Source organism: Microbacterium sp. ARD31 (assembly GCF_031844425.1).
Genome location: NZ_JAUZVE010000004.1, coordinates 371,456 through 390,520 on the forward strand (window position 1 = coordinate 371,456; position 19,065 = coordinate 390,520).

The 19,065-nt window shown below is 69.6% G+C and carries 17 protein-coding genes and 2 tRNA genes; 9 read left to right on the top strand and 10 right to left on the bottom strand.

Translation table 11 applies throughout. From position 1 onward, the window contains the following. Window positions 1–22: 22 nt before the first annotated feature. Window positions 23–235, bottom strand: a complete 213-nt coding sequence (locus tag Q9S36_RS15355) for a methyltransferase (protein ID WP_311285836.1) — start codon at window positions 233–235, stop codon at window positions 23–25. A 101-nt stretch (window positions 236–336) separates the two neighbouring features. On the opposite strand from Q9S36_RS15355, the gene Q9S36_RS15360 reads away from it, so the two are divergent. From Q9S36_RS15360 to Q9S36_RS15385, 6 genes are all read left to right on the top strand, one after another. Then, window positions 337–409 (top strand) — tRNA-Arg (locus Q9S36_RS15360). Between the two features lie 46 nt (window positions 410–455). Further along, a complete protein-coding gene (orn, locus tag Q9S36_RS15365; protein ID WP_251449929.1) occupies window positions 456–1,082 on the top strand; it encodes an oligoribonuclease in 627 nt (208 codons plus the stop codon). A gap of 37 nt (window positions 1,083–1,119) precedes the next feature. Next, window positions 1,120–1,195, top strand: a tRNA-His gene (locus Q9S36_RS15370). After that, entirely contained in the window at window positions 1,196–1,549 is a 354-nt protein-coding gene (locus tag Q9S36_RS15375; RefSeq protein WP_251449930.1) for a metallopeptidase family protein, read from the top strand. Further along, entirely contained in the window at window positions 1,549–1,848 is a 300-nt protein-coding gene (gene clpS / locus Q9S36_RS15380) for an ATP-dependent Clp protease adapter ClpS (protein ID WP_311285837.1), read from the top strand. Before Q9S36_RS15375 ends, clpS begins: the two co-directional genes overlap by 1 nt. After that, entirely contained in the window at window positions 1,845–2,333 is a 489-nt protein-coding gene (locus tag Q9S36_RS15385; RefSeq protein ID WP_311285838.1) for a DUF2017 family protein, read from the top strand. The genes clpS and Q9S36_RS15385 overlap by 4 nt, the downstream gene beginning before the upstream one ends. A gap of 1 nt (window position 2,334) precedes the next feature. On the opposite strand, the gene Q9S36_RS15390 is transcribed toward Q9S36_RS15385, so the two are convergent. The 9 genes from Q9S36_RS15390 to Q9S36_RS15430 are packed head-to-tail and all read right to left on the bottom strand — an operon-like array spanning window position 2,335 to window position 12,598. Further along, a complete protein-coding gene (locus Q9S36_RS15390) occupies window positions 2,335–2,928 on the bottom strand; it encodes a hypothetical protein (RefSeq protein ID WP_311285839.1) in 594 nt (197 codons plus the stop codon). Then, entirely contained in the window at window positions 2,903–3,223 is a 321-nt protein-coding gene (locus tag Q9S36_RS15395) for a hypothetical protein (protein WP_251449936.1), read from the bottom strand. Before Q9S36_RS15395 ends, Q9S36_RS15390 begins: the two co-directional genes overlap by 26 nt. A gap of 9 nt (window positions 3,224–3,232) precedes the next feature. After that, window positions 3,233–4,546: a DNA polymerase IV gene (locus Q9S36_RS15400; protein WP_311285840.1), complete on the bottom strand. Its 1,314-nt coding sequence runs from the start codon at window positions 4,544–4,546 to the stop codon at window positions 3,233–3,235. Window positions 4,547–4,593: 47 nt separating this feature from the next. Further along, on the bottom strand, window positions 4,594–6,123 hold the full coding sequence (gatB, locus tag Q9S36_RS15405; protein WP_311285841.1) for an Asp-tRNA(Asn)/Glu-tRNA(Gln) amidotransferase subunit GatB: 1,530 nt from the start codon (window positions 6,121–6,123) through the stop codon (window positions 4,594–4,596). Further along, window positions 6,123–7,634, bottom strand: coding sequence for an Asp-tRNA(Asn)/Glu-tRNA(Gln) amidotransferase subunit GatA (gene gatA / locus Q9S36_RS15410; protein ID WP_311285842.1), 1,512 nt, complete (start codon window positions 7,632–7,634; stop codon window positions 6,123–6,125). Before gatA ends, gatB begins: the two co-directional genes overlap by 1 nt. An 8-nt stretch (window positions 7,635–7,642) precedes the next feature. Then, window positions 7,643–7,942, bottom strand: coding sequence for an Asp-tRNA(Asn)/Glu-tRNA(Gln) amidotransferase subunit GatC (gene gatC, locus Q9S36_RS15415; RefSeq protein ID WP_311285843.1), 300 nt, complete (start codon window positions 7,940–7,942; stop codon window positions 7,643–7,645). A gap of 50 nt (window positions 7,943–7,992) precedes the next feature. Beyond that, on the bottom strand, window positions 7,993–10,278 hold the full coding sequence (ligA, locus tag Q9S36_RS15420) for an NAD-dependent DNA ligase LigA (RefSeq protein ID WP_311285845.1): 2,286 nt from the start codon (window positions 10,276–10,278) through the stop codon (window positions 7,993–7,995). 28 nt (window positions 10,279–10,306) lie between these two features. After that, a complete protein-coding gene (gene mnmA / locus Q9S36_RS15425; protein ID WP_311285846.1) occupies window positions 10,307–11,404 on the bottom strand; it encodes a tRNA 2-thiouridine(34) synthase MnmA in 1,098 nt (365 codons plus the stop codon). 9 nt (window positions 11,405–11,413) lie between these two features. Then, window positions 11,414–12,598 (bottom strand): cysteine desulfurase family protein, encoded by a 1,185-nt coding sequence (locus Q9S36_RS15430; RefSeq protein WP_311285847.1) that lies wholly within the window; start codon window positions 12,596–12,598, stop codon window positions 11,414–11,416. A 60-nt stretch (window positions 12,599–12,658) separates the two neighbouring features. Here Q9S36_RS15430 and glgX point away from each other — a divergent pair, with 60 nt between their 5' ends. The 3 genes from glgX (at window position 12,659) to glgB (ending at window position 19,055) form a co-directional block, all read left to right on the top strand. After that, window positions 12,659–14,740, top strand: a complete 2,082-nt coding sequence (gene glgX, locus Q9S36_RS15435; RefSeq protein ID WP_311285848.1) for a glycogen debranching protein GlgX — start codon at window positions 12,659–12,661, stop codon at window positions 14,738–14,740. 173 nt (window positions 14,741–14,913) lie between these two features. After that, on the top strand, window positions 14,914–16,881 hold the full coding sequence (locus tag Q9S36_RS15440; RefSeq protein WP_311285849.1) for a maltotransferase domain-containing protein: 1,968 nt from the start codon (window positions 14,914–14,916) through the stop codon (window positions 16,879–16,881). Continuing rightward, window positions 16,878–19,055 (top strand): 1,4-alpha-glucan branching protein GlgB, encoded by a 2,178-nt coding sequence (glgB, locus tag Q9S36_RS15445; RefSeq protein WP_311285850.1) that lies wholly within the window; start codon window positions 16,878–16,880, stop codon window positions 19,053–19,055. Before Q9S36_RS15440 ends, glgB begins: the two co-directional genes overlap by 4 nt. The last annotated feature ends 10 nt before the right edge of the window (window positions 19,056–19,065 follow it).

Here is a 19,065-nt window from a genome sequence, read left to right on the forward strand (position 1 = left end):
CCGGCTGCCGGGACGGGTGGGGTCAGTGCTCCCGGAACTGAGGCCAATCGCTGCCCGGCGTCATGTGGGAATGCAGCGCGCCCTTGGCGATCTCCATCGTGGGATAGGTGCCGGCGGCCTCGTCGGCCCCGGCCATCGTGACGGTGTATCCCTCGTCGCTCTTGCGGATCGTGCCGACGACGCCGGACGCCCCGTAGGCGACCCAGAGGGCGTGGTGGGTTTCCGTGGTGCTCATGGGAGAACTCCTTCCGATGCTCCTGACACGAACGCTACGCCAGCTCACGGGTGGGCGGAAGACCCGATCCGCGATGTGCGAACCGGTAATCTGGAACGCGACCCCCAGTAGCTCAGTGGATAGAGCAGCGGCCTTCTAATCCGCCGGTCAGGTGTTCGAATCACCTCTGGGGGACGCGCGGACGGCGACCGTGTCCCGCCCCGTGGCTAGGATGGTCCCCATGGTGGGGGGCTCCGACAACGATCGTCTCGTATGGATCGACTGCGAGATGACGGGACTCGACCTCGCGGTCGACGAACTCGTCGAGATCGCCGTCGTGGTGACCGATTTCGAGCTTCGACCACTCGACCCGGGATTCCAGATCGTGATCCGCCCCGACGCCTCGGCGCTCGAGCACATGAACGACTTCGTGACGAAGATGCATGCCTCGTCCGGGCTGCTCGATGAGATCCCGCATGGCGTGACGGTCGCCGACGCCGAGTTCCAGGTCCTCGAGTACATCCAGCGGTTCGCCCCCATCGAGGGAAAGGCTCCGCTGGCCGGGAACACCATCGGCACCGACCGCATGTTCCTCGCCAAGTACATGCCGCGCGTCGACCGCTGGCTCCACTATCGGAACGTGGATGTCTCGAGCATCAAGGAGCTCTCGCGACGCTGGTACCCGCGTGCGTACATCCATGCGCCGGCCAAGGACGGCGGCCATCGCGCGCTCGCCGACATCCTCGAGTCCATCCGCGAACTCGCCTACTACCGGCAGGCCGTTTTCGTGCCCGAACCCGGTCCCACGAGCGACGGCGCACGCGCGGCCGCGGCCTCGGTCGTGTCGTCATTCGCGTCCGGAATATGAGAGAATCGTCTGGTTGCCCACGCGAGTGGGAGACATGGTGGGTATAGCTCAGTTGGTAGAGCACCTGGTTGTGGTCCAGGGGGCCGCGGGTTCAAGTCCCGTTACTCACCCCAATGCTTGAGATGGATGCCGTCGCGTTCGAACAGCTGGTCGTCGCCGAACTGGATGCGCTTCCGGACGACATGGTCGACGGACTGGACAACGTCGTGTTCGTCGTCGAAGACCGTCCCGACGACGGCAGTCTCGACCTGCTCGGGCTGTACGACGGATGGTCGCTCACCGAGCGCGACCGCTACGGCTCCGCGGGAGAACTGCCCGACCGGATCATCGTCTACCGCGAATCGCACCTGGCCGCATGCACCGATGAGGACGAGCTGCGCGACGAGGTCCATACGACCCTCGTTCACGAGATCGCCCACTACTACGGGATCGACGACGCCCGCCTGCACGAACTGGGCTGGGCGTGATGTCCCGCATCGCAGCTCCCCTCACCGACCTCGACCTCGACCTCGAGCGGGTCGTCGACCCGGACGTGCCGTGGCAGACCGTCGTCTGGGACGACCCGGTCAATCTGATGAGCTACGTCACCCACGTCTTCCAGGAGTACTTCGGCTTCCCCAAGGACGTCGCCGAGCGGCTCATGCTGGCGGTTCACCGAGAAGGCCGCGCCGTCGTGGCCGAGGGCGCGCGCGAGCAGATGGAGCTGCACGCGCAGGCGATGCACGACTACGGGCTGTGGGCCACGGTGAACCGGGTGTCGACGTGACGGGGCGCATCGTCGTCGTCGACATCACCCGTCTCGAAGCACGGCACCTGCGGCTCCTCGTGAAGCAGTTCCGCGACCTCGTGGCCGAGACGGACGCCGGCGGCGACGACCCCGCCCTGCGCCGCCTGTCACCCCCCGCCTACCCCGACGACGCCCGAGCCGCAGCCGAGTTCCGCTCGCTCACCGCGTCCGATCTCCTCGAACGGCGTCGCGCGGACGCCGAGACCGTCATGGAGTCGCTGACAGGTGCGGCGACCGTTGCGGACGACGATGCGGACGCGACCGACACCGTCGGGCTGGTGCTCGACGAAACCGAGACGCAAGCGTGGCTTCGCACCCTCGCAGCCGTGAGGCTGGTGCTCGCGACTCGTCTCGGCGTCGAGGAGGGCACCGCCCATGACGACGACGACCCTCGCTTCGGCGTCTACGAGTGGCTCGGCTACCGCCTCGAAGGGCTCGTCCGCGCCGTCGACGGCGCGAACTGAGTCACGGCACCTCGAAGACGTGGGTCGCTCGTGCCCGCGGGTCGTCCCGGTCGATGTGCACGCTCTCCTGATGCGCCCAGCGCTCCCAGTGGGGCCGGTACGCCTCCCCGTCGCGGTCGAGCGCACGGCGCCGTCGTGCGGCAGCCGGCGCGTCGAGCCACACGCTGACGTCGGCCAGCCTGGCCGTCTTCTCGGTCAGGATGCCCGCACCCTCGACGATCAGCGGAAGCGACGGATCGATGGCGTGGGCCTCCGCATGCTCGCTCCGCTCCCAGTCCCACCGCTGCCAGACCCCGATGAGCCCTCGCGCGTGCGGATGCAGGATCGAGGCGAAGGCGGCCTCGACCCCTGCGTCGAGGCCGTCCCAGCCCGGATAGATCGAATCCATGGCCACGGATTGCACGCGTCCCCGCCCAGGCCAGCGCGCCACGAGCCGGCGGGCGAGCGAGGACTTGCCGGCGCCGCTGCGACCGTCGATCAAGATGACCGGATTCGCGGCGGACAACCTGACGACGTCCGCCAGCACCTGCGTCGCGGCGGTGTCCAGCGCGCGGGCGAGGGGGTCCGGCTTACTTCTTGAGGGCGCGGATGACACGGCTGAGAGCACGTCCGGCGACCCAGACGAACGGGATGCCGACGGCCAGCAGCGATACCAGGTTGGGCTCGAAGCGCAGGTCATCGCCCCGGCGCACGTAGGCGCCGACCGGGAACGTGTATCCCCCTCCCCCGCCGCCGCCGTTGCCGGACTCGTCGGAGCCGCCGCCGAATCCTGTCCACGTAAGGGCGACAGGGATGAGCTTCACCCCATCCACGTCCTGCTGCTCTCCATAGGCGCTGGTGACTCCGAGCGCGGCGGACTGCTTGGCGAGTTCGAGTGCGATGTTGGGCATGTGTCCACGCTACTCGTCAGAGGCGCGCCTGCCCAGGCGCGCGCGATCGGTGTCCGATCCGTTCTCCTCGGGGTGCGGCACGCGTGGGTGCGAAGGCAGCGTCCCACCGCCTCGGGCGGTGCCGAGCAACGCTGCACGCGTCACAGCCCCCCGCCCGAATCGCGCTGCCGCTCCGTCGAGGGCGTCCTCGACCCGCCGCCACTCCTCGTCATCGTCCCAGAGGGCCGGAGGCGCCGCTCCGGCCGGGACCAGCCGTTCGGCCCGTACACCGATCAGCCGGACGGGAAGGGCCTGGTCCACGGCGGCGAACAGATCCAGAGCGGCCCGACCGATGCGTTGTCCGACTGCGGTCGGCTCGGACAGCGTCAGTGACCGGGAGATGGTGGTGAAGTCGGAGAACCGCACCTTGACAGCCACCGACGAAGCCTCCCACCCGCCGTGACGCAGGCGGGCACCCACCCGATCGGCGAGCCGACGCAGTTCGGTACGCAGGACGACGGCGTCCGTCACGTCCTCGTCGAACGTCTCCTCATGGCCGACGCTCTTCTCGACGCGAAGGGTGTCGACCTGTCGAGGGTCGATTCCGCGGGCGAGATGCCAGATCCGCTCGCCCATCGCGGGGCCGAGCGCCCGCTCGAGCACCGGCCGGGGAGTGGCGAGGACGTCGCTCACCGTCCGGATGCCGCGACTTTCCAGCGCCTCGGACGCCTTGGGGCCGACGCCCCAGAGGGCACGCACGGAGCGCGGCGCGAGGAATCGAGCGGTGTCCGCCTCCGCGACGATGAGGAGCCCGTCCGGCTTGCTGATCGTGGAGGCCATCTTGGCGACATGCTTCGTGGCCGCCGCGCCGATGCTGCACGTGAGTCCGGTCTCCTCCTTCACCCGGCGGCGAAGGTCACGGGCGATGACACCCGGGCTTCCCCACAGCCGTCGCACCCCCCGCACGTCGAGGAAGGCCTCGTCGATCGACAGCGGCTCCACCAGCGGCGTCACGTCTCGGAAGAGCTGCATGACCTGGCCCGAGAGCTCGACATACCTGGCGAAGTGCGGTGGCACCACGATCGCGGTCGGACAGAGGCGCAGAGCCTGTCCCACCGGCATCGCGGAGCGCACCCCGAACCGTCGAGCCTCGTACGACGCGCTCGAGACCACGCCCCGCCCCTCCGGGGCGCCGATGATGATCGGCTTGCCCCGCAGCGAGGGGTCGTCGAGCACTTCGACGGCGGCGTAGAACGCGTCCATATCGACGTGGAGGATGCCGGCGCCGGTGTCGTCGGCATCGGCCGCCGACACGAGCCGACCGGTTCCGTCTCCTCGTCCCATAGGCCGATTCTCTCCCGGACCGCCGACTCGCGCCGGGTGGACCGCGGCTACGCCGAGGCGCGCTCCAGCACGAGCTCCCGCACACGGGCGGCATCAGCCTGCCCGCGCATCGCCTTCATGACCGCACCGATGATGGCTCCGGCCGCCTGAACCTTGCCGTCGCGGATCTTGGCGAGGACGTCCGGCTGGGCGGCGAGGGCTTCATCGATCGCGGCGAGGAGCGGACCGTCGTCCGAGACCACGGCGAGTCCCCGGGCATCGACCACCTCCTGCGGAGTGCCCTCGCCCGCGATGACGCCCTCGAGCACTTGCCGGGCGAGCTTGTCGGTGAGCGTCCCGGTGTCGATGAGGCCCTGCAGGGCCGCGACATCCGCCGGAGACACGAGCTCGGCGGCTTCGCGTCCGGACGCATTGGCGAGTCGTGTGATCTCGCCCGTCCACCATTTGCGCGCGGAAGCGGGCGCGGCGCCGGCGGCGATCGTGGACTCGACCTCGGTCAGCAGACCTCCGTTGACCACATCCTGGAACTCCAGGTCGGTGTATCCCCACTCCGCCTTCAGACGGCGACGGCGGGCGGCCGGCGGCTCCGGCAGGGCTGCCCGGAGTTCTTCGATGAGATCGTCGGTCGGCTCGACGGGAAGGAGGTCGGGCTCGGGGAAGTAGCGGTAGTCGTCGGCGTCGGACTTCGGCCGGCCGGCACTGGTCGTGCCGGTGTCCTCATGCCAGTGACGCGTCTCCTGGATGATCGTCCCGCCCTCGGCGAGGATGGCCGCCTGACGCTGGATCTCGTAGCGGACAGCACGTTCGACCGAGCGCATCGAGTTGACGTTCTTCGTCTCGGTGCGGGTTCCCAGGGGTGCGGGTGCCTCTCCTTCGGGAGTGCGCGGTCGCAGTGACACGTTGGCATCGCATCGCAGATTGCCCCGTTCCATGCGCGCCTCGGATATGCCCAGCGACAGCACGATGTCGCGGATGGTCTGCACGTACGCCTTGGCGATCTCGGGAGCGCGGTGCTCGGCGCCGAAGATCGGCTTGGTCACGATCTCGACCAGAGGCACACCGGCGCGGTTGTAGTCCACGAGGGAGTACTCGGCCCCTTGGATGCGGCCGGTCGACCCGCCGACGTGCGTGAGCTTGCCGGCATCCTCCTCCATATGGGCGCGCTCGATCGGGACTTCCACGATCGAGCCGTCGGTCAGCTCCACCTCGATCCGACCCTCGAACGCGATCGGCTCGTCGTACTGGGAGATCTGGTAGTTCTTGCCGAGGTCCGGGTAGAAGTAGTTCTTGCGCGCGAACCGGCTGGAGGGCGCGATGGAGCATCCCAGCGCGAGGCCGAGGCTGATCGAGGATCGCACCGCATCGGCGTTGACGACGGGGAGCGCACCCGGAAGCCCCATGTCGACCGGCGCCACGAGCGTGTTGGGGCCGGCGCCGTGGTTGTCGGCGTGGGCGGGGTTCGCCGCCGCCGAGAACATCTTCGTCCGGGTGTTCAGTTCGACGTGGACTTCGAATCCGAGGACGGGCTCGAACAGTTCCAGTGCCTTGTCGAAGTCCATGAGATCGGCCTTGGCCATCAGCGGGCACCTCCCAGCGCCGGAGCGCGGTCGAGAAGACCGCCGCCCCATGAGTCGACGAGAAGAGCCTCCAGCGCGGCTCCGACGCGGTACAGGCGCGCGTCCTCGCGAGCGGGGGCGAGGAACTGGATGCCCACGGGCAGACCGTCTTCCTCGGCGAGGCCGGAGGGGATCGAGATACCCGGCACTCCCGCGAGGTTCGCCGGAATGGTGGTGACGTCGTTGAGGTACATCTGCATCGGGTCCTCGAGCTGTTCACCCAACCGGAAAGCCGTCGTCGGCGCCGACGGCGTCGCGATCACGTCCACCTCGGCGAACGCACGGTCGAAGTCGCGCTGGATGAGGGTTCGGACCTTCTGCGCCGAGCCGTAGTAGGCGTCGTAGTATCCGGCGCTGAGCGCATAGGTGCCGAGGATGATGCGGCGCTTCACCTCGTCGCCGAAGCCGGAGTCGCGGGTCGCCGCCATGACGTCCTCGACGGTGCCGCCCGGCACGTCCACCCGCATGCCGAAGCGCACCGAGTCGAACTTCGCGAGGTTGCTCGATGCCTCCGCGGGGAGAATGAGGTAATAGGCGGCGACTCCATACTCGAAGTGCGGCGCGCTGACGTCGACGAGTTCGGCGCCCTGCGCCTGCATGAGTTCCAGCGCGGCCCGGAAGGATGCCGCGACGCCCGGCTGGAAGCCGCTGTCAGGCAGCTCCGAGATGACGCCGACGCGAAGCCCCTTGAGGACGTCGCCTCGGGCACCCTCGCGCGCGGCGGCGGCGAAGGAGGGCCAGACGTCGGTGAGCGAGGTGGAGTCGTGAGGATCGTGACCGCCGATGACATCGTGCAGGATGCCGGCATCCAGCACGGTGCGGGTGACGGGCCCCACCTGGTCGAGGCTGGAGGCGAGCGCGATGGCGCCGTATCGGCTGACACCGCCGTAGGTCGGCTTGAGCCCGACGGTGCCCGTGACGTGCGCGGGCTGACGGATCGACCCGCCGGTGTCGGAACCGAGGGCCAAAGGCGCTTCGAACGCGGCGACCGCCGCGGCCGAGCCTCCTCCGGAGCCGCCGGGGATGCGATCCAGATCCCACGGGTTGCGCGTGGGTCCGTAGGCCGAATGCTCCGTGGAGGAGCCCATGGCGAACTCGTCCATGTTCGTCTTGCCCAGCGGAACCAGGCCGGCCTCGCGCGCACGCCGCACGACGGTGGCGTCGTAGGGCGACATGTAGCCCTCGAGGATCTTCGATCCGCTCGTTGAGGGCATGTCGGTGGTGACGAGCACGTCCTTGATGGCGAGAGGCACACCGGCGACCGGCCCCAGCGCCTCGCCTGCGGCACGTCGGCGATCGATGTCGGCCGCGACCTCGAGGGCGTGCTCGCTCACGTGGAGGAACGCGTGGATGTCGCCGTCGACGGCGGCGATTCGGTCGAGGTGCGCCCGGGTGGCCTCGACACTCGAGACGTCCCGCGCGGCGAGTCGGTCGGCGAGGTCGGCCGCGGTCAGCTTGGTCAGATCCGTCATCGTCATCCTTACTGCTCCTCACCGAGGATGGCGGTCACCCGGAAGCGTCCGTCGGCGGCATCCGGGGCGTTGGCCAGCACCTCGGCCTGGCTGAGCTGGTCGCCGACGGCGTCGGCGCGGAAGACATTCGTCAGCGCGATCGGGTGGCTGGTCGCCGGCACGTCGGGCGTGGCGACCTCGGACACCTTGGCGATGTTGTCGACGATGACATCGAGTTGACCGGTCAGGCGCTCGACCTCCTCGTCGCTCAGCTGGATCCGGGCGAGCACGCCGAGGTGGCGCACGAGATCTGGGGTGATTTCCGACACCCCACCATCCTACGAGCGCCCGCGGCGCACCCTGGACCGTGCCGGTGTGCTCACCCGGCATCCGGGGCGGGCTCAGCCAGCGCGGCGGGGCCTTCGGTCACCAGGCGATGGAACTGGTCGGCATCGATGATGCGGACGCCGAGCTCTTCGGCCTTGGCCAGTTTGGATCCGGCGCCCGGGCCCGCCGCGACGAAGTCGGTCTTCTTCGACACGCTCGAACCCGCCTTGCCGCCTGCACGGATGATGGCCTCCTGCGCGCCTTCGCGGGTGTACCCCTCGAGGCTCCCGGTCGCGACGACGGTGACCCCGTCGAGGACACCGCCGCTCGCGGCGGCGGCTCCGGGCCCGGGGTGGCCGGGCGTGCTCAGCTGCGCGCCGGCGGCAGCCCAGCGTTCCACGATGTCGCGATGCCAGTCGACCTCGAACCACTCCGTCACCGCGTCCGCGATGATCCCTCCCACGCCGTCGACCGCCGCCAGCTCGTCGCGCCCGGCTGCACGGATAGCGTCGAGCGAGCCGAACCACTGCGCGAGCGCGCGGGCGGCGACCGGGCCGACGTGCCGGATGTTCAGGGCGACGAGGAAGCGCCAGAGCTCTTTCGTCTTGGCCGTCTGCAGGTTGGCGAGCAGTTCGACAGCCGACTTCGACAGCACCGATGTCGCGTCCCCGTCGAACGGCAGGGACTCGTCGAAGGGAGGATCGGACTTCTTCCGCTGCCGCCGGAAGGGCGATCGGGTGTCGGGCGTCCCGTCTGCCAGCAGGCGCGGCAGACCGGTCTCGGCGTCGCGGACGACCACGTCGATGCCGAACAGGTCCTCGGCCCGGAGATCGAACAGGCCCGCCTCGGTGACCAGCGGCGGGGTGTCGGGGCGGACCGGCTGGGTGAGGGCGGCGGCCGAGACCTCCCCCAGACCCTCGATGTCGAGCGCCCCTCGGGAGCCTATGTGCTCGACGCGACCACGCACCTGCGCCGGACACGAGCGCGCGTTGGGACAGCGCAGATCGATGTCGCCCTCTTTGGCGGGGCGGAGCGGCGACCCGCACTCGGGGCACTCCCGAGGCATGACGAACGCGCGCTCGGTGCCGTCGCGCAGCTCGACGACGGGCCCGAGCACTTCGGGGATGACGTCGCCGGCCTTGCGGAGCACGACCGTGTCGCCGATGAGCACGCCCTTCGCCTTCACGACGTCCTGATTGTGGAGTGTGGCCTGCCGAACCACAGAACCGGCCACGCGCGCCGGTTCCATCACGGCGAAAGGCGTCGCACGACCGGTCCGCCCGACCGAGACGACGATGTCGAGCAGAATGGTGTTGACCTGTTCGGGCGGGTACTTGTAAGCGATCGCCCACCGCGGCGCGCGGCTGGTCTGTCCGAGTTCGGCCTGCAGAGCCAGCTCGTCCACCTTGACGACGATGCCGTCGATCTCGTGCTCCACGTCGTGCCGATGCTGCCCGTAATGGCGGATGAAGTCCGCGGCCTCCTCGGCGCCGGCTGCCACACGGAAGTACGGACTCGTGGGAAGGCCCCAGGAGCCCAGCAACCCGTACACCTCGCTCTGGGTCGTCACGGGCGGGTTCGGCCACGCGCCGATGCCGTGCACCGTCATCCGCAGGCGCGAAAGGCGCTCGCGCATCGCGTGCAGCTGGCGTTCGTTCTTGCCCTCGGTCTTCTGCCGGAGCGAACCGGATGCGGCGTTGCGCGGGTTGGCGAAGAGGCGGTCCCCCTGCTCCTGCTGGAACTCGTTGAGCGCCGCGAAGTCCGCGACGGTGAAGAACACCTCGCCGCGCACCTCGACGAGGTCGGGATGACCGTCGCCCGCAAGCGTCTCGGGTATCCCCGCGATACGCACGACGTTCTCCGTCACGTCCTCCCCCACGCGCCCATCACCACGGGTCGCCGCCGAGACCAGCCGGCCGCGCCGATACCGCAGCGACAAGGCCAGGCCGTCGATCTTCAGCTCGCACAGGAACGGCACATCCCGTCCCGCCGCCTTCTGCACGCGCGCGGCCCAAGCCGCGAACTCCTCGTCGCTGAAGACGTTGTCGAGGCTGAGCATGCGCTGCGCGTGCTCGACGGGCGCGAACAGCGTCTGCGTCGCGGCGCCGACGGTGAGGGTCGGGGAATCCTGCCCCTGGAGCTCGGGGTGGAGTCTTTCGAGCGCTTCGAGCCGCAGCATCCATCCGTCGTAGGTGGCATCGTCGACCAGCACCGTATCGGAGCCGTAATACGCCTCGCGGGCGTCGAGGATCCTGTCGGTCAGCAGCCGCGCCTGCGCGCGTGCGTCGTCGAGGCCCAGCGCCTCGAGCTCGGATGCGTCGATAGATTCGCCAGCCACCCGGCAAGTGTAGGCGCGGGCGCCGACATCACGCGGGGAGGGCCTCCGCGGAGACCGTCGTGTCGATCGTGAACTGGCCGATCACGCGTGTGCCGTCGTAGAGCACCGCGGTCTGCCCCGGGGCGACACCGTCGAACGGGACATCGGGGACCACGGCCAGGATGCCGTCCGCGAGGGTGGCGACCGCGGGGACGGGGTCGGCGTGCGCGCGGATCTGCACGTCGCAGACGAAGACGCCGTCGGGCTGCGGCCGACCCGCCCATGAGTAACGGGCGCCGGAGATGCGAGAGGTGGCCAGCGCCTCCTTGGGGCCGACCACCACGGTGTTGGTGATCGGGCGCACCTCCAGCACGAACCTCGGCTTGCCGTCCGGTGCGGGCACACCGAGCTGCAGGCCGCGACGCTGGCCGACGGTGAACGCGTGCGCCCCCGGGTGCGACCCCACCACCGCTCCCGTGCGGTCCACGATCTCGCCCGTCTCGGCCCCCACGCGCTCCGCCAGCCAGCCGCGCGTGTCGCCGTCCGGGATGAAGCAGATGTCGTGACTGTCGGGCTTCTGCGCGACCGTCAGGCCGCGCTCCTGCGCCTCGGCGCGCACCAGGGCCTTGCTGGGCGTGTCGCCCAGCGGGAACAGCGTGTGGGCGAGCTGCTCGGCGGTGAGGACGCCGAGGACATAGGACTGGTCCTTCGCGGCGTCGGACGCCCGGTGGAGCTCCCGCCCGTCGGGTCCGTCCACGAGCGCGGCGTAGTGACCCGTGCAGACCGCGTCGAAACCCAGTTCGAGCGCACGTTCGAGCAGTGCGGCGAACTTGATCCGCTCGTTGCAGCGCATGCAGGGGTTCGGCGTGCGGCCGGCCCGGTACTCCGCGACGAAGTCCTCGATGACGTCGTCGCGGAAGCGCTCCGAGAAATCCCACACGTAGAAGGGCATTCCGAGTCGGTCGGCGGCACGGCGGGCGTCCATCGCGTCCTCGATCGTGCAGCATCCGCGGCTGCCGGTGCGCAGGGTCCCGCCCGCGCGCGACAGCGCGAGGTGCACCCCGACGACATCGTGTCCGGCATCGACGGCACGCGCGGCGGCGACCGCGGAATCCACTCCACCGCTCATGGCCGCCAGTACACGCATCCGCCCAGTCTACGAATGCCCGGCTGAACGGGGGCCGGATGCACTCCCCCGGGCCCGCGCGACCGCGTCCGGGAGCGCGGCCGCCAGGGCAGCCACGTCGGCCTCGGTGGTCGTGCGCCCCAGAGAGATGCGCAGCACCTGGCGGGCCTCCTCTTCGGAGCGGCCCAGCGCCCGCACCACGTGCGAGGGCTCCGGCACGCCCGCCTGGCAGGCCGAACCCGTCGACACGCTGATCCCGGCCATGTCCAGGAGGAAGAGCAGCGACTCGCCTCGCGCTCCGGCGAACAGCAGATGCGCGTTTCCGGGAATGCGCTCCTCGGGGTCGCCCAGCAGCTCGACCCCGGGGATCGACGTGGCGGACGTCACGAGTCTGCGACGCAGCGCGGCCAGCCGCACCGCCTCCTGCGCGCGCTCCCGCTCGGCGAGTTCCGCCGCCACGGCGAAGGCTGCGGCCCCGGCGACATCCTGAGTGCCGGCGCGGAGCCCGCGCTGCTGTCCCCCGCCGCGGATCAGCGGTGCGAGGACCACCCGCCGCGACACCACGAGCGCGCCCACACCGGTGGGTCCGCCGACCTTGTGCGCCGACACGCTCATCGCCACCAGCCCCCCGCGGCCGGCGGGATCCCCCCGCCAGTCGGCGAAGTCGACGGGAACGTGTCCGAAGGCGGCGACGGCGTCGACATGGAGGGGGACGGCGGCCGCGGCTGCGGCGGCGGCGAGCGCGGCCACGTCGTTCACGGTGCCGACTTCGTTGTTGGCGGCGAGCGCGGTCGCGAGGCGCGCCTCGCCCAGCGAGGCTTCGAACGCGTCGACCGGGATGCGTCCCCGCCGGTCGAGACCGACCGGCCGGACCTCGGCCCCCTCGCTCTCGGCGAGGCCGGCGACGGTGTCGAGCGTGGCATGGTGCTCGCCGTCCGGGAGCACGATCGCCTGCCCTCGTGCCGCGGGAGCTCGCCACAGCCCGGTGACACCGAGATTGACCGCTTCGGTCCCGCCGGATGTGAACACGATCTCGATCGGGTCGCAGCCGAGGACGCCGGCCAAGCGCTCCCTCGCGTCCTCCAGCACGCGCCGCGCGGCCTGTCCGGACCCGTGGATCGACGACGCGTTGCCGGTCGTCTCGGCCGCGGCGATCCATGCCTCACGCGCCTCGGCCCGCAGAGGCGAGGTCGCCGCATGATCGAGGTAGATCACGGCCTTCACCCCCGTTCCGCCGGTACCCGAGCGACTCTTGGCGTCACTACTGTAGATCGCATGTCCCGACCCGAGCTGTCGGCCCTGGCAGCACCGGGCCTCCTCGCCGCCGATCTGGACGACCTCGGCGTCGTCCTCGGTCCTGCCGGCGGCACCCTGCGTGTGTGGTCCGGGCACGCCCAGGCGCTGGAACTCGTCGTCTTCGACGACAGCGACATCGATTGGGCCGTGGACGTCATACCGCTGGAACCGGACGCCGGCGGCGTCTGGACCGTGACGACGCCGCTCCTTCGTCCGGGCACCCGCTACGCCATCCGGGTGGACGGCCCGACCGGTCCGGGGAACGCGTTCAATCGCGGCGCACTGCTGGTCGAGCCGTATGCGAGGGGCCTCGTCGGCGACGGCATCGCCGACTGGCGCGCGGTGGTGGTCGACGGCGGCTTCGATTGGGGCGGCGTCCGCAAACCCGCCACCCCCATGGATCGCACCGTGATCTACGAGGGCCACCTGAAGGGTCTGTCCAAGCGGCACCCCGATGTCCCCCCGGCCCTGCACGGCACCTACGCGGGGCTGGCTCACCCGGCGATGATCGAGCACTTCCTCTCGTTGGGCGTGACGGCGGTCGAACTCCTCCCCGTCCACGCCTTCGCGACGGAGCCGCGCCTGCTCCAGCACGGGCTGTCGAACTACTGGGGCTACAACAGCGTCAACTTCTTCACCCCGCATGCTCCGTACGCGACGGAGAACGCGCGCCGCGAGGGCCCGGAGGCCGTGCTGCGGGAGTTCAAGGGCATGGTGCGGCTGCTCCACGAAGCCGGGCTCGAGGTCATCCTCGACGTCGTGTACAACCACACCGCGGAAGAGGGCTTCGGCGGGCCGCGCACCAGCCTTCGCGGCATCGACAACCGGTCGTACTACCGGCAGCAGGACGACGGGGCGTATGTGGACGTCACCGGGTGCGGGAACTCGGTGAACACCGCGACGGATGCCGCCGCGCGGCTCATTCTGGATTCCTTGCGGTACTGGGCGAACGACGTGCAGGTGGACGGCTTCCGATTCGACCTGGCCACCACGCTCGGGCGGGACGGTGCCCACCACTTCACTCCGGAGCATCCGCTGCTGCGGGCCATCCGCGAGGACCCCGCACTCGCGGACGTCAAGAAGATCGCCGAGCCCTGGGACGTCGGCATGGGCGGCTGGCAGACAGGCAACTTCGGTCCGGGCTGGCACGAGTGGAACGACCGGTACCGCGACCGCGTGCGCAATTTCTGGCTGAGCGATGTCGACTACGCCCGGCGGGCCTCGACGGCCCCCGTCGGCATCGGCGGCTTCGCCACACGTCTGGCGGGATCGTCCAACACCTTCACCCACGAGCGCGGCCCCCTGGCCAGCATCAATTTCGTCACCGCCCACGACGGCTTCACGCTGCGCGATCTCGTCTCGTACGACGTCAAGCACAACCTCGGCAACGGCGAGCAGAATCGCGACGGAGCCGACACCAACCGCTCCTTCAACCACGGCGCCGAGGGGCGCACGGACGACGAGGGCATCCTCGCCACCCGCAGGAAGGCGATGCGCAACCTCCTCGGCACCCTGCTGCTGTCGGCGGGCGTGCCGATGCTGACCGCCGGCGACGAGTTCGGACGCACTCAGCGAGGGAACAACAACGCCTACTGCCACGACTCCGCGCTCACCTGGCTGTCGTGGGACCACGCGCCGTGGCAGCGGGAACTCCACTCGCACGTGCGCCGCCTGATCCGGCTGCGTCAGGAGAACCCCGCACTGCGCCCGAGCCGGTTCGCCCGCGACGACGAGTACACGCCCTCGGCATCCGTGATGGATTGGTACGACGAGCACGGCGAGACGATGTCGATCGAGCGGTGGACCAACCCCGCCCACCGCACACTGCAGTACGTGGCGGCGTCCACCCCCGAGAACGAGGACTTCAACCGCATCCTGCTGATGATCCACGGCAACGAGACCCCGATCGAGGTGACCCTGCCCGCCATCGACGGCGTGAAGCGCTACGTGTCGCTGTGGTCCAGCGCGGACGAGATTCCGGACGAATCCTGCCCGGTTTTCGACCCGGGTGACATCGTCACCCTCACGGGTACGACGATGCGCCTGTTCCGCGCCGAGTGAGCCCGCACCCGGCCGGGCGGGTTCCGACCTGGCCCGACGGACGATAGGTTCGGAACGTGGCCAGCACCTCACGCACCGCGCATCCCCAGCCTTGGAAGAGCGCCTCGTCCATTCCCGTCCGCGATACCCGAGACCAGCAGCCCGTCCGGCAGACCCGCTCCTCGCGCATACCGATGGCCAAACCCGTTCCCTCGGTCCCCTGGGGCGATTTCCGGCCCAAGGCCTTCAGCGGCGAGGTCGTCCCGTTCCGCGTCACCGCCTTCCGCGAGGGACACGATCGCATCGGCGTGCAGCTGAGGTTGACCTCCCCCGGCGGAGACGTGTCGCTGCACCGTCTGACCTCGCTGGAGAACGGGCTCGACCAGTGGCAGACGCTCGTCGCCCTGTACGAGCAAGGCGTCTGGCGCTTCCGCTTCGAGGCCTTCGCCGACGACTTCGGCACCTGGAAGCACGCCGCCGCGCTGAAGATCGCGGCCGGCGTCGACGCGCCCCTCATGCGTGAGATCGGTGCACGGCTGTTCGATCAGGCGGCTCGGGAGCGGACCCGGCCGGCCCCGCAGCGCCGACTGCTTCAGGACGCGGCCGAGCGCCTGCGGGACGCCGGCGTGGATGACGCCGCGGCGCTCGACATCGTCGCGGATCCGGCCATCGCCGCGTCCTTTCACGATCGGCCCCTCACCTCGCTCATGACCTTCGGCGACGAGCTCGAGCTCCTGGTGGAACGCGAGCGGGCCGGAGTGGGCGCGTGGTACGAGTTCTTCCCGCGCTCCGAGGGAGCCAAGCTCATGAAGGACGGGTCGATCAAGAGCGGCACGTTCCGCACGGCCACCCGTCGCCTGCCCGAGGTCGCGCGGATGGGGTTCGACGTCCTTTACCTGCCCCCGATCCACCCCATCGGCCGCATCAATCGCAAGGGCCGCAACAACACGCTCGACCCGCAGCCATCGGATCCGGGCTCTCCCTGGGCCATCGGAGCCGCCGAGGGCGGTCACGACGCCGTCCACCCGGATCTCGGAACGCTCGCGGACTTCCGCGCGTTCGTCCGCGCGGCGCGCGCCGAGGGCATCGAGGTCGCTCTCGACTTCGCCCTCCAGGCCGCACCGGACCATCCCTGGGTGGCCGAGCACCCGGAATGGTTCACGACGCTTCCCGACGGGTCGATCGCATACGCCGAGAACCCGCCCAAGAAGTATCAGGACATCTATCCGATCAACTTCGACAACGACCCGGAGGGCATCCGCGCCGAAGCCCTGCGCGTGGTGAGGCACTGGATCGCCCAGGGAGTCAAGATCTTCCGTGTCGACAACCCCCACACCAAGCCGTTGCAGTTCTGGGAGTGGCTGATCGGCACGATCAACGCCGAAGACCCCGATGTCGTGTTCCTCGCCGAGGCCTTCACGCGTCCCGCACCGCTGCAGAGTCTCGCCTCGGCGGGCTTCCAGCAGAGCTACACCTATTTCACGTGGCGCAACACCAAGACCGAGCTCGAGGAGTTCCTCAGCGGACTCGCCCACGACACCGCGGACTTCCTGCGCCCGAATCTCTTCGTCAACACGCCTGACATCCTCACGGAGTACCTTCAGTTCGGAGGGCGACCCGCGTACCGGATCCGTGCGGCGATCGCCGCGACCGCCGCCCCCACCTACGGGGTGTACGCCGGCTACGAGCTCTACGAGAATGTCGCCCGCCCGGGCTCGGAAGAGAACATCGACAACGAGAAGTACGAGTACAAGCTGCGGGACTGGGCCGGAGCCGAGGCGCACGGCGATTCGCTCGCGCCGTATCTCGCGCGACTCAACGAGATCCGTCGCGCTCATCCGGCGCTGCGCCAGCTGCGCAACCTCAGCGTGCATTGGAGCGACGACGACGCGATCCTCGTCTATGCCAAGCACATCGACGCGGCGCTGTCGCCCGAGGGCAGAAGCGACACGATCATCGTCGTGGTCAATGTCGATCCCCACTCGGTGCGGCAGACGATGGTCCACCTCGACTCGCGTGTGTGGGGTGTGCCCCTCGGCGAGCCGTTCGAGGTCGAAGACCTCGTCACAGGCGAGCAGTGGACCTGGTCCGATCACAACTACGTCCAGCTCGACGCCTTCCGCGAGCCCGTCCACATCCTGCATGTCAAGGAGTCCCGATGACCATCGCACCAGAGCTGCTCGACGAGATCGCAGCCGGCGCCCATCACGACCCCCACGCCGTGCTGGGCCTGCACCCCATGACGGTCGACGGCGCCCCGGCGTGGACCGTCCGCACCCGCCGGCCGCTGGCGCGAACGGTCACCGCCGTGTTCGCAGACGGCACGCGCGTGCCGCTCGAGCATCTGCACGCCGGCATCTGGGAGGGCGTGAAGAAGGGGACCGGCGGACGTTACGAGATCGAGACGACCTACGAGGACGGCTCCGACTACGTCGCCGACGACCCGTACCGCCACCCGCCGCTGCTCGGCGACCTCGACCTCCATCTCATCGCCGAGGGCCGTCACGAGCAGCTCTGGCAGGTTCTGGGCGCGCACGTGCGCGAGCACGACGGCGCCACGGGCACCGCGTTCGCCGTCTGGGCCCCCAACGCGCGCTCGGCACGCATCGTGGGCGACTTCAACGGGTGGGACGGCTCCGGCCACGCGATGCGTTCGATGGGCGCCAGCGGAATCTGGGAGCTCTTCATCCCGGGCGTCACCGCCGGCCAGAACTACAAGTTCGAGTTCCGCACGCGCCACGGGCACTGGGTCGTCAAGGCCGACCCCATGGCGCGCTTCGCCGAGGTCCCGCCCGCCACGGCATCCGTCGTCGTCGACGATTCGTCGTACCGCTGGCAGGACGACGAGTGGATGACCCGTCGCGCCCGCTCGACGCCCCTCTCCCAGCCCATGTCCGTGTACGAGCTCCATCTCGGATCGTGGCGCCCGGGCCTCGGCTACCGCGAGGCCGCCGACGCCATCGTCGACTACGTCACCGACCTCGGCTTCACCCACGTGGAGTTCCTGCCACTGGCCGAGCACCCCTTCGGCGGCTCGTGGGGGTACCAGGTGACCGGGTACTACGCGCCCACCAGCCGCTTCGGCAACCCCGATGATCTGCGTTACCTGATCGACCGGCTGCACCAGGCGGGCATCGGCGTGATCATGGACTGGGTGCCGGGTCACTTCCCGAAGGACGACTTCGCCCTCGCCCGATTCGACGGCGACCCGCTCTACGAGCACGCCGACCCGCGTCGCGGCGAGCATCGCGACTGGGGCACCTACATCTTCGACTACGGCCGCCGCGAAGTGCGCAACTTCCTCGTCGCCAACGCCCTCTACTGGTTCGAGGAGTTCCACGTCGACGGGCTGCGCGTGGACGCGGTGGCGTCCATGCTCTACCTGGACTACTCCCGCGAAGACGGCGAGTGGGTGCCGAACGTGCACGGCGGCCGTGAGAACCTCGAGGCCATCTCGTTCCTGCAGGAGGTCAACGCCACCGCCTACAAGCGCTATCCCGGCATCGCCATGATCGCCGAGGAGTCGACGAGCTTCCCCGGCGTCACCGCCCCCACCGACCACGCCGGACTCGGCTTCGGGTTCAAGTGGAACATGGGGTGGATGAACGACTCGCTGCAGTACATCTCGCGCGACCCGATGTATCGCTCGCACCACGAGGGTGAACTGTCGTTCTCGTTCGTGTACGCGTTCAGCGAGAACTACCTCCTGCCCATCAGCCACGACGAGGTCGTGCACGGCAAGGGGAGCCTGTTCACCCGGATGCCGGGCGATCACTGGCAGAAGCTGGCGAACATGCGGGCGTTCCTGGCCTACATGTGGGGTCATCCCGGCAAGCAGCTGCTGTTCATGGGCCAGGAGTTCGGGCAGCTCTCCGAGTGGTCGGAAGGACGCGGCCTCGACTGGTGGATCCTCGACCAGCCGTCCCACGCCCAGCTGCACAGCTTCGTCGGGACGCTGAACAGCACCTACCGCTCCCTCTCCGCGCTGTGGGCGCGCGACACCGACGGCGCCGCCTTCGCACGCCTGGGCTCGCCCTCGTGGAATCCCAACGTCCAGGCCTTCGCCCGCCGCGACTGGCACGGAAACGCCGTCGTGGTGGTGTGCAACTTCTCCGGAGTGCCGATCCACGGGTTCGAGCTCGACATGCCCGAGCAGGGCGCGTGGCACGAAGTCCTCAACTCGGACGCCCAGGAGTACGGCGGATCGGGAGTCGGCAACCTCGGCATGGTCCACACCGACGCCGCCGGGCGGGCCCACATGGTCCTGCCGCCACTCGGAGTGCTGTGGCTGCGGCACGATCCGCAGGCGCACATCCCCTCGCCGACGCGCGGCTGATCATTCCGGC